This is a genomic window from Holdemanella sp. MSK.7.32 (assembly GCF_024460475.1).
GTDB lineage: Bacteria > Bacillota_I > Bacilli_A > Erysipelotrichales > Erysipelotrichaceae > Holdemanella.
The window spans coordinates 1-11098 of sequence record NZ_JANFYN010000060.1 but is presented as its reverse complement, the minus strand read 5'-3'; the positions used below and the strand labels follow the sequence as shown (position 1 = coordinate 11098).

The window sequence follows — 11098 nt, the reverse complement described above, 5'->3', positions numbered from 1 at the left end:
GGAAAATTAAATAGTTTCCTAGAAAGAAGTGATTTTATTTGACACATATACGTTGTCCTCATTGTGGTCATGAAACGGCAAAAAATTGTTTATGGAATTCCAAAAACGACTACTCAACTTCAAAAAGATATAGAAAATCATAAAATTTATTTAGTACGTGGTAAAAAGATGCCACCTCCAATTCGATATTGTTTTAATTGTGATAAAGATGTTTGTTATCCATTCTTACCTATTGATGAAACTTCTACTACTTCAGTTGAATTTGAAATTGGCGGTTTTCATGAAGGATATCAAAAGATTGTTGTAAAAAGATTAAAGATTGATTTATTGCTTCTTATTCAGATTCTATTGGTACTTTAGAATTCAAAACAAGTATTGATTTAACTGAAAAGGAATATAAGAAGTTTATCCATAATATATATCCTACATTAAAGAATGAAACTATGATGATTTAGATATTTGTGATGGAACAACCTGGTCAATCATTATTAAACAAGGACATTCAAAACAAGAATGGAGTTGCATCAGCAAATATCCTCCACTATGGAATCGATTTAAAAAAGCAATTAACAGTTTAGGTTTACCTATAATTAAATAACTGTATGAAGCATTACTAAATTTGGTAGTGCTTTTCTTTTTGCCTAATTCAGAAAGGAATCCCAAAGTTCAAATAATTGTTTTCCATTTGGATAATGATGCAGTAGATAGAGATGCAACACAAAAGATTATGATGATTGCAAGACGTAACTATCAATGTTTTGATAATCATCCTGCGAATTTTAAAGATGTAAATGATGAATTAATTCATAAAAGTCTGTTGCTATCGACTGATTTATGAATTCGACAACAGAATTATACATGTCATATATGATACAAAGTAATGCAATAATAATTAATGAGAAATACTTTTTCTGTACATTAGCAATGGAATTGCATACCATTTAAATATGGAGGTGATGCTGTATGTCTACTATTCAAGTAAGAGTTGATGATGATTTGAAATCTAAGGCAGATGCATTATTTAAGGAATTGGGTACAGATACCACTAGCGCAATTCGTATGTTTTTAACTCAAGCAGTTGCTTATGGTGGAATTCCTTTTAAAATAAAAAAATTCAATAAAACAAATGAAATGAAAGTTATGATTGAAGATGAATTTTTGGATAGACTTGCTTCTTCTAGTGTTCAATCTAGAGAAGGAAAAGTAATAGATGCAGATATAGCAATAGATAGCGTTAGAAATAAATATGGACTATAAAGTAATATTTACTGAAAATGTATTTGCAGATAATGCCTACTTTTTTTGTGAATCCCTTTATTTACTATAACCGCTTACAAATGATAAAAAACATGTACTTTTTGTGTTCAATCACGTATACTAAAAAGTAGGTGAATACATAATGAGGAGAGAATAATATGATAATAAGGAAGCGAATCGTGTCGCTTTTTTTAGCGACGACATTGTTGATGCCGCTTACACAAATTACTCCATTGAATGCTGAATCAAATACAAAAGAGGTGGATGTCATGTTTACACATGATACGCATTCTCATTTGGATAGTTTCACAACAAATGTAGATGGAGAACTTCAAGAAGTTGGTGGTTTTGCGAGAATTAAAACATTAATTAATGAACAAAAGAAGGAGAATCCAAATACACTAATATTGGATGGTGGGGATTTCTCAATGGGAACGTTGATTCAGACAGTATATGATACGCAGGCAGCTGAACTTAGAATGCTTGGCTATCTTGGATATGATGTCACAACATTAGGGAATCATGAGTTTGATTATCGTTCAAAAGGTTTGGCCAATATGTTAAAGGCGGCCAAGGCTTCAGGTGAAACAATACCCAATCTTGTCGTATGCAATGTGGATTGGGCAGGCATGAAAAAGTCTGGATTGAGTAAAGGTCAAAAACAGATTCAGTCCGGATTTGAAACTTATGGAGTAAAGGATTATGTTGTCATTCAAAAAGGTGATACAAAGATAGCTGTTACAGGTGCTTTTGGAAAAGATTCTTTAGAATGTGCACCGACTTGTGAATTGTTGTTTAAAGATCCTGTAGAGGCAGTGAAAGATACAGTTGAAAAAATCAAGAAGAAAGAAAAAGTGGATATGATCGTTTGTGTTTCTCACTGTGGAACTTGGGAAGATGAAAATAAATCGGAAGATGAACTTCTTGCCAAGAATGTAAAGGATATTGATTTAATCATCAGTGGACATACGCATTCAGAATTAAAAGAACCGATTCAACATGAAAATACATATATCGTATCTTGTGGGGAATATGGAAAAAATATCGGTTCTCTTTCAATGAAACAGAATTCGAAGGAGCGTTGGGATTTAAGTTCTTATGAACTAATTCCTGTATCTGAAAATATACAGCCGGATATGGAGACACAAAATCGTATTGATGAATTAATGGATACAGTGGATACAAATTACCTTGCTGATTTTGGTTATACAAGAGATTGCGTTCTTGCGCAAAATGATATTGAATTTAATAGTTTAGAAGAATTATATTCAAAACATGAAGAATCAAATCTAGGACAAATTATTGCGGATTCATTTGCGTATGCTGTCGATTCAGTCGATGTAGCCGTTGTTCCAAGTGGAACTATACGAGATACATATACAAAAGGAGATATTACCGTAGAAAATGTATATAATTCATTTTCTTTAGGAATTGGAAAAGATGGTATGGCTGGTTATCCTTTGATTTCTACATATCTTACAGGAAAAGAGTTGAAACTTGCAGCCGAGGTGGATGCTTCAGTTTCTGATTTTATGACAACGGCAAGATTGTATTGTAGTGGACTTAATTTTACCTACAATCCAAACCGAATGATTCTAAATAAAGTTACAGATTGTTATCTTACAAAAGAAGGTCAAAGAATTGAGATTCAAGATAATCAATTGTATCATGTTGTGACAGATTTATATACAGGTCAGATGCTTGGTTCGGTAAATAAATTGTCTTATGGACTTTTGTCACTTGAACCTAAAGATAAGAATGGAAATCCAATTGAAAACCTTGAGGATCATATCATTAAAGAAGATGGCAAAGAACTAAAAGCTTGGGATGCGATTGCAAGATATATGCGCTCTTTTGATGATACGGATGGTGATGGGATTAGCAATGTTTCAAAATATTATGATTCAACACATGAGCATAAGGTTGTGGATGATAGTAAGAATATAATTGACTTGATTAAAAAGCCAAATAAATTTACAGCTATTATTGTATCGATTGTATTCGTTGTCATTTTACTTATCGTATTTCTGATTTTGTTGATTCGTAGAATTGTTCATAAGATTAAGAATAAGAATAGATAAAGATATTTTAGGTGTGACAACCAATAAAAAAGCTGCAACGATTTTGTCGTTACAGCTTTTATTCATGTCTTAAAGCTTCAATTGGATCTAGATTTGCAGCTTTATAACTAGGTAACAATCCAAAAATAATACCGATTGCCATTGAGAATAATACAGATAGTATCATGGCAGGAATACTAATGGATACAGGAGTACCATTGAATATTGATATTAATTTAGCTAAGCCAATTCCCGTTAATACACCTGCAATACCTCCAATCGAAGTAAGTACTACAGCTTCAGTCAGGAACTGGAATAGGATGGCTTTTTTCTTAGCACCAATGGCTTTTTTAAGACCAATTTCTTTCGTTCTTTCGGTTACCGTTACAAGCATGATGTTCATAACTCCAATACCACCTACAAGTAAAGAAATACCGGCAATCCAAATCAACATAGCATTTGTCGATTTAGAAAGATTTTGAATATCTTTTGCCTGCTTCAATAAGTCTTGTGCCTTATATTGAACACTTGAAGAAGAAACATTTGTATTTAAGATAGTAGCTGCTTTTTTTCCTACACTTGTCATATTGGAAGTGGCATCTACTTTCAGTAATGTGTTTTGTGGTTCATCAAACTGATAGAAGATTGGCCAAGATTCACTTGGAACATAGACTTTAGAACCCGTAGACTGATTATATATACGGTAATCATCAATACTTTCCATTATAGGTTCAAAAGTTTCTTTATCTGCACATACGCCAACAATGGTGAATGGTGTTGAAGAAATTTCTATGGTTTTACCGATTGGATCATCTTCACCAAATAGAAGTCTTGCGCTTGTTTCATCTAAGACGGCAACTTGTCTAAATTTTTTGTTGTCTTCATCTGTAATGCCTCTTCCTTTTTTGATAGTTAATCCGGCAATAGAGAAATAATCTTGTTGGACACCCATGATGTATCCACCATCTAAAGATGTATTATTGCGGAAGATGGCTTGATAACTTTGCCTAGAACGATACAGTGTAGCACCTTCTACGTGATCCATGTTTTTTAAGGATTCAAGTGTGTCTTTTGAAACAGTTGGAACTCCATTAGGAATACCAGAATCAAAAGAGTATTCCCAATCTTCTTGATACAAAGCTACTTTTACTGTGTTATTTCCGGAACCAATTAAATTCTTTTCAATCTGATCATTTGTTCCTTTAATTGTAGAAACAATCGCAATGATAGAGGCAATCCCAATAATGATTCCTAGCATTGTAAGGAATGATCGCATTTTATGCGCAAAAATACCTCGAAATGATAATCTTATGTTTTCAATCATGATGCAGCCTCCGAAGATTTTTGCGTCTTAACGCCTTCTTTTGCGTTTTTACTATACGCAAACGCAATATAATCTGTGTCTGAAAGTCCATCTTTGATTTCCATTGTATCGCCCCATACGATTTTTCCAACGGTCACATACTGCTTTTTCAATTTGCCATGAACATCTTTTAGCACATAGTACTTATTTCCTTCTTGTTTGACATAAGCCTTAGAAAGCCAAATCGAACTCGTAGTGTCACTGGCCGAATTGAATGTTAATTCTAAATATTCGCCAGCTTGTATTTTCGATGCATCTTTGGCATAAGCTTCAAAATCATAATAGCTCACATTTGGATTACCTGAACCATTATAGTTACTATTTGAAGAAGGTAAAGTATCAATACTTTGAATTTTGGCATCAAACGTTTCTCCACTTGTCCAACAATAGGCAGAAATAGTATCTCCAACTTTAATTTGATTTAACATTAATTCGCTAATGCTTCCTTTAATATAGGTTCCTTGTCCACCGGCCACTTCTAAGAATACGTTTCCATCTTGTAAAGGATCCGATGTTTTTTTGACATTACGAACAATACCACTTCGTTTTGCACGAATAACACCATCATTTAATAAAGCTTTGTTTTCGTTTAAAGACAGCTGAGCCTTTCTTAAATCTAAATCTAAAGTTTTCAGTTCCTGTTTCTTATCACGAATGGCTTTCGCAAGTTCAATTTCTGTATAACCCGATGAGAGATCTTGACTTGGCTTTTGTTCTACTTCCACATATTTCTGTTCTTCCTTTGTGTGTGAAATCACCGAATACATATCGCCTTCATTCATGGATTGTTTAGTGGTAAACTTGTCGCAACGAACGAGCCATGAAGAATCAATTTCTCCATCATTTGTATACACATCGAATCGTAAGTATTGGCTTAGATTCGCATTATCTAAAAATAGCTTTCCATACACAAACCCTTGATTTTCACTTAACTTAAATACATACGGATTCTGTTTAGTTCCAGCTAAAAAGATTTCTTTATTTGGGATTTGTTGTTTATCACTATAATACTCTACAACATCTTTAGGATCATACGCATTTGTTGAACCATCTGTATATGTATATTCAATCCAATACCAACAAGTATTGTTAGATTCTTTCGTTTCTCTTTCTTCTTTCCATGCATTTACATCTTCTTTAGGCCCTTTTTCAGGTGCTTCACTTTCTGTATTTGTATAATAAATCTTATAGTCTGTAAAATTCTTTTCGGCTTGCGATAAAGAAAGAATATAAGGATAAAAACCATTTCCATCTTTTGCGGGAACACCAGGCAATGGTGCAGGTGTAGGATCTTGAATTTCTGATTCTTCAACAACATCTGGAATAGGCGTTGTATTTAATAATTTCTTTAATTCATGCTCGGCAAGTGTAATTGCATTTTGAGCTTTTTCTACATCCAACTGACTTGTATCTACTGCACTTTGAAGTGTAGTTAGGTCATATGACAATAAAGGATCACCTGCATTGACCTGTTGACCTTCTTGTACAAATACTTGTGTGATTGTTTTAGAAGAATCATATAATACGGATTGCGTATCACTATTAGATACAAGACCTGTTGAAGTGGATGGATTATCCCAATACCCTGTATTCAATGTGGACACAGAGTTTACATCGATTTTGTTTGTTGAATTCAAATAAAACTTAATTCCAACTAAGGTAAATGCACATACAGAAGTAATAATAATTCCTTTTTTTATAGAAGGCTTCATAGAACACCTCCTTGTTTATTTTCAATGATTTCTCCATCAATGATATGAAGGATTTTTTTTGCATGACTTGCCACATTGGCATCATGCGTAATCATAATGATTGTTACACCTTCATCATTTAAGGATTTAAATAATTCCATAACTTGTTTTCCACTTGCTTGATCAAGTGCTCCTGTAGGTTCATCGGCAAGTAGGATTTTTGGATTATTAATGATGGCACGGGCGATCGCAACACGCTGTTTTTGTCCACCAGATAATTGGCTTGGCTTAAATGAAATACGATCTTGTAAACCTACTTTATTTAATACATCTATAGCTCTTTGATTTCTTTTCTCTTTATCAATACCTGCATAAATCAAAGGTAAAGCTACATTTTCTTGGGCAGTTTCCAAACTTAGAAGATTGAAGTTTTGGAATACAAAGCCAATCTTATTTAAGCGAAGATCACTTAATGCATCATCATTCATTTCAGAAATGTCTTCATCTTCAAATAGATACGTACCCAAACTTGCTCGATCTAAACATCCAATGATATTCATAAGTGTTGTTTTACCTGAGCCGCTAGGTCCCATAATCGCAATATAGTCACCTTGTACAACTTCAAGACTGACATCCTTTAATACAGGAACAATCATAGGTTCTTTGCCGTAGTTCTTATAAATATTTTGTATATTAAGAAGCATTGGCATCACCATCCGTTTCCGTCTGATATTCTGTAGTTGTCTTCATTCCTTCTGAATAAGAATCATCGGCCCACGCGATATAGTCATCAACGCTGAGTCCTGATTTGATTTTTGTGGTATAGGTTTCTTCATCTGTTTTACCAAGTTCTACTTTTCTTTTCTTTAATTTACCTTTTTCAGATACCCATACATATGAATTTCCATTGTCATCCGAAACAATAAAACTTGCATCTAGCCAGATACCTTTTTTCTTTGTAGATTGGCCATTATCCGCTTCAATATATACGTGTTGTCCAAGCATTAAACCTTTGTTGTTGTCTAAAGAGACATAGAAAGGATATTTGGATGCAGATTCACTTGAATCCGCTCCATAAAAGTTATTGTTCGAATTCGATTGAGGATCTGTTTCTACTTTTGTGACAGTCCCCTTATAGATTTGATCTTCATTTACACGACTTCTGACAATGACACTTGTTCCTTCAGAAATGGTGCCCATTTCACTAATAGAGCCTTTCACTCTAAAATCTGTAGTTTGCGTAATGGATACTAATGGTTTTTGGTTTCCACTCTCATCCGTTCCACCATCTTTATTTACTTCTTTAATAATTCCATCAATAGTGGAGAGGACAGTAGAATTTTCAATTTGTTTATTCAACTGATCGATTTCAGTCTGTGTAGCTTTGATTGTGTTTTGAGCTTGACGAATCGCGAAACTTGCATCATTGATTCGTGCCTGAATCTCTACTTTATCTCCACCCTTATTTAGTTCGGCCTTATAATCGGCAATGGTATTATTCTGCGCTTGGATTTCATTGTTTTGAGCTTCAATATCCAATTTCTTTTGGGCGATGGAATTGGATGCTTCTGTCGTATCATAAGAAAATAATTTATCTCCTTTACTTACTTTTTGCCCTGCTTCTACATACATGTCTGTAATGGATTTGTTTCCATCTTGATTAATATCAACTGTTTCTGAGGATTCTACAACACCTGAATAACGATTTTCCGTATAGGAAGATCCGATGATTGTTGAAACTTTTTGAACATAGATGTTTTGATTGTTTGATTCCTTTGGAAACAAGAAATAAATACCGATAACGGCAATCAAAATGCATGCTGAGATTAAAATTATAATTTTAGTCTTTTTTTTCATAGTATTCTCCTGAAATTTAGTGTTATATGTTTAGTATATCAAATACTGGTATAGAAAAATCCTTAAAAATACTTAAATTATGATATACTGTAAAGGTTGTTAAAAAGAGAGGGATATTAACAAATGAATTCACTAAAACCGATGTTACTTTCATCACTTAAAAGCTATGATAAGTCTCAGTTTTTCAAAGATGTAACGGCTGGAATTATTGTAGCTATTATCGCATTACCATTATCAATCGCATTAGCACTTGCTTCAGGTGTGGGACCGGAAGCCGGAATCTTTACTGCAATCGTAGCTGGTTTTGTCATTTCAGCACTAGGCGGAAGCAGTGTACAAATTGCAGGACCGACTGCTGCATTTGCGACGATTGTTGCTGGAATTGTAGCGCATGATGGAATGGATGGCCTTATCGTTGCCACGATTCTTGCGGGTATTTTTTTGATTTTGATGGGTCTATGTCATTTTGGAAGTCTAATCAAGTTTATTCCATTTACCATTACGACAGGTTTTACTTCTGGTATTGCCGTTACGATTGTGATAGGACAATTAAAAGATTTCTTTGGATTAACCTATCCAACGGGAGTAAAGCCTATTGAGACGGTTGAAAAGTTTGAGGCTGTAATCCATCATTTTTCTACAATGAATATGGATGCCGTGATTGTAGGTGTGGTATCTTTGGCTATCTTGATTATTGCTCCATATATCTTTAAAAGAATTCCAGGTTCACTTTTAGCCGTTATTGCAGGAATTTTGATGGTTCAATTCTTGTCTTTAAAGGTAAATACAATCGGAAATCTGTATACAATCAGTAATGCATTACCATCTTTACATTTTCCGAGCTTATCATTAAACATGATTCAAAATGCACTACCGAATGCATTAACTATAGCTGTATTAGCGGCCATTGAATCATTGCTTTCTTGTGTGGTTGCCGATGGTATGATCAATGGAAAACATCGTTCGGATATGGAACTTGTTGCGCAGGGTGCTGGAAATATTGCGTCAGCTTTATTTGGAGGAATTCCTGCTACGGGTGCTATCGCAAGAACGGCTGCCAATATTAAAAATGGAGGAAAAACACCAATTGCCGGTATGGTGCACTCCATCATATTGGTCATTGTATTAGTTGTTTTAATGCCATATGCCGGAATGATTCCGATGCCTACCATTGCGGCTATTCTATTTATTGTCGCATACAATATGTGCCAATGGCGTACCTTTGTGAACTTAGTTAAAACAGCACCTAAGAGTGATATTATTATTTTAGTCACTTCATTTGTGCTAACTGTAATCTTTGATTTGGTTGTAGCCATTGAAGTAGGTATGGTACTTGCTTGTTTATTATTCATTAAACGTATGAGTGAAGAAACAAAAGTCAATGGCTGGACATATGTAGATGAGGATACACCCGATGTTGATGAACACCTTCAAAAGCTTCCTCTTCAGATTCGTGTCTATGAGATTTCAGGACCCTTGTTTTTTGGAGCAGCTAGTGTAATTGAAGAAATTGTAGTCAAAGATTTTACAACATGTCTAGTTCTTCGTATGCGCAGTGTTCCTGCATTAGATAGTACGGCACTAAACGCATTAAAGGATTTAGTTCAAGTTTGTGAATCTAAAGGAATCACAATTGTGTTTTCACATGTGAATGATCAACCGATGAAGGTCATGGAAAAGGCAGGCTTTATTGAGCTTGTTGGAGAAGAAAACTTCCAGCCAAGTATCAGTGCTGCACTAGATCGTGCTGAAGAAATTATTCATAAATAAACAAAAAACGCGTTTGCGTTTTTTTTAATTTGTTTCAAATAATTTCATCGTTTCGGATACAAATTCATTATCATTGATCTTTTGCTCAATATTCTTGTTGAGTGGACAATGTTCTCGTGTAATTGTATAGCTGCTTCCACTAAAATTAAATGTGATGTATTCAAGATTATCAATCAATTTGAATAGAGATACAGAATTGTAAACTAGAGCTTTATTTATATATAAGTTTTCGTTGTTGTACCAATCTGTACAATTATAGTTTATTGTAAGTCCATTGTTTTCAGAATCAATCTCAAATACATAGCCATATTCCGATAGGGGTAAGGCATTTAGGAAATGGGAAGTATTACTGTTGTCTCCAATATATTTACTTTTATATTTTTTTAGTTGTTCAAATGAACTTTTATCCACATTAAAAGGACTTGTTGGAACGGTATCAATGGTATATTGTTTCTTGTCGTCAATTAAGTAATATTCATTGGATGTATCGGCATTGATGCGAAATACATTATAGAATGGATTTTGGTATTCAATCATTTTGTTTCCATCATCACTAAATACAGTAGTTGTAGTTAGTCGATAGATGGGTGGTTGTTTAAATTGGGTTACACTGGCATAGTCGAAAATAAAGAAGATGCCTAAAAGTAAAGCAAATAGAATTATTGAAATCAATCCTTTCTTGAGTAGAGAAGTAATTTTCAATTCTCTAAATATTCCAACCACAAATAAAAACAATCCAATCATAGAATAGATGCTGCCCCAGCTGCTTTCAGAAGGGAAAACAGTAAATGCACAAAGGGATATTAAAATACCTATGCCAAAAATAAATAATAATATTTTCTTATGTTCATTCTTGATTTTCTTGTCTGTATAATCAATGGTTTGGATTAAGTTTTGTTCAGAATACTCCATAGCTTCTTCTTTAACGATTTCTTCTCCAGCTAAAAGTTCATTTAATGTGATATCTAATTCTTTACTTAAAGGTTCAAGTAAAGATAAGTCTGGCATATAATGACCATTTTCCCATCGCGAAATGGTTTTATTTGTCACACCTAATTTTTCAGCTAATTGCTCTTGTGTATATCCTTTTTTCTTGCGAT

General features: G+C 33.8%; 9 protein-coding genes. 4 read left to right on the top strand and 5 right to left on the bottom strand.

The genetic code is table 11. The features are described from left to right. The first annotated feature begins 69 nt into the window (after positions 1–69). The 3 genes from NE544_RS10905 to NE544_RS10895 all read left to right on the top strand — a co-directional run bounded on the left by NE544_RS10905 (position 70) and on the right by NE544_RS10895 (position 3338). Complete coding sequence (locus NE544_RS10905) at positions 70–360, top strand: hypothetical protein (RefSeq protein WP_256269346.1); 291 nt, start codon at positions 70–72, stop codon at positions 358–360. Positions 361–963: 603 nt separating this feature from the next. After that, on the top strand, positions 964–1257 hold the full coding sequence (locus NE544_RS10900; protein ID WP_256269345.1) for a type II toxin-antitoxin system RelB/DinJ family antitoxin: 294 nt from the start codon (positions 964–966) through the stop codon (positions 1255–1257). Positions 1258–1436: 179 nt separating this feature from the next. Next, a complete protein-coding gene (locus NE544_RS10895; RefSeq protein ID WP_256269344.1) occupies positions 1437–3338 on the top strand; it encodes a 5'-nucleotidase C-terminal domain-containing protein in 1902 nt (633 codons plus the stop codon). Positions 3339–3396: 58 nt separating this feature from the next. Here the strand turns inward: NE544_RS10895 and NE544_RS10890 are convergent, their stop codons facing one another. Genes NE544_RS10890 through NE544_RS10875 form a run of 4 tightly spaced genes read right to left on the bottom strand, consistent with a single transcriptional unit; the run spans position 3397 to position 8228 of the window. Further along, positions 3397–4641, bottom strand: coding sequence for an ABC transporter permease (locus NE544_RS10890; RefSeq protein WP_256269343.1), 1245 nt, complete (start codon positions 4639–4641; stop codon positions 3397–3399). After that, positions 4638–6392, bottom strand: coding sequence for a biotin/lipoyl-binding protein (locus NE544_RS10885; RefSeq protein ID WP_256269342.1), 1755 nt, complete (start codon positions 6390–6392; stop codon positions 4638–4640). The genes NE544_RS10890 and NE544_RS10885 overlap by 4 nt, the downstream gene beginning before the upstream one ends. Beyond that, positions 6389–7075 (bottom strand): ABC transporter ATP-binding protein, encoded by a 687-nt coding sequence (locus NE544_RS10880; protein WP_256269341.1) that lies wholly within the window; start codon positions 7073–7075, stop codon positions 6389–6391. Before NE544_RS10880 ends, NE544_RS10885 begins: the two co-directional genes overlap by 4 nt. Next, positions 7065–8228 carry an efflux RND transporter periplasmic adaptor subunit gene (locus tag NE544_RS10875; RefSeq protein ID WP_256269340.1) on the bottom strand — a complete coding sequence of 388 codons (1164 nt, stop codon included), beginning with the start codon at positions 8226–8228 and terminating at the stop codon, positions 7065–7067. The genes NE544_RS10880 and NE544_RS10875 overlap by 11 nt, the downstream gene beginning before the upstream one ends. 123 nt (positions 8229–8351) lie before the next feature. Here NE544_RS10875 and NE544_RS10870 point away from each other — a divergent pair, with 123 nt between their 5' ends. Beyond that, the gene (locus NE544_RS10870; RefSeq protein WP_256269339.1) at positions 8352–9998 is read left to right on the top strand and encodes a SulP family inorganic anion transporter; all 1647 of its coding nucleotides are present in this window, start codon (positions 8352–8354) and stop codon (positions 9996–9998) included. A 24-nt stretch (positions 9999–10022) separates the two neighbouring features. Here NE544_RS10870 and NE544_RS10865 read toward each other — a convergent pair. After that, positions 10023–11098 (bottom strand): DUF4825 domain-containing protein (locus NE544_RS10865; RefSeq protein ID WP_256269338.1); only part of this gene is annotated, 1076 nt, incomplete at its 5' end.

Excerpts from the sequence above, each read along its gene's own strand:
- NE544_RS10905 (WP_256269346.1), top strand. The coding sequence starts at position 70 with ATGAAACGGCAAAAAATTGTTTATGGAATTCCAAAAACGACTACTCAA.
- NE544_RS10870 (WP_256269339.1), top strand. The coding sequence starts at position 8,352 with ATGAATTCACTAAAACCGATGTTACTTTCATCACTTAAAAGCTATGAT.
- NE544_RS10885 (WP_256269342.1), bottom strand. The coding sequence starts at position 6,392 with ATGAAGCCTTCTATAAAAAAAGGAATTATTATTACTTCTGTATGTGCA.
- NE544_RS10890 (WP_256269343.1), bottom strand. The coding sequence starts at position 4,641 with ATGATTGAAAACATAAGATTATCATTTCGAGGTATTTTTGCGCATAAA.
- NE544_RS10900 (WP_256269345.1), top strand. The coding sequence starts at position 964 with ATGTCTACTATTCAAGTAAGAGTTGATGATGATTTGAAATCTAAGGCA.
- NE544_RS10875 (WP_256269340.1), bottom strand. The coding sequence starts at position 8,228 with ATGAAAAAAAAGACTAAAATTATAATTTTAATCTCAGCATGCATTTTG.
- NE544_RS10880 (WP_256269341.1), bottom strand. The coding sequence starts at position 7,075 with ATGCTTCTTAATATACAAAATATTTATAAGAACTACGGCAAAGAACCT.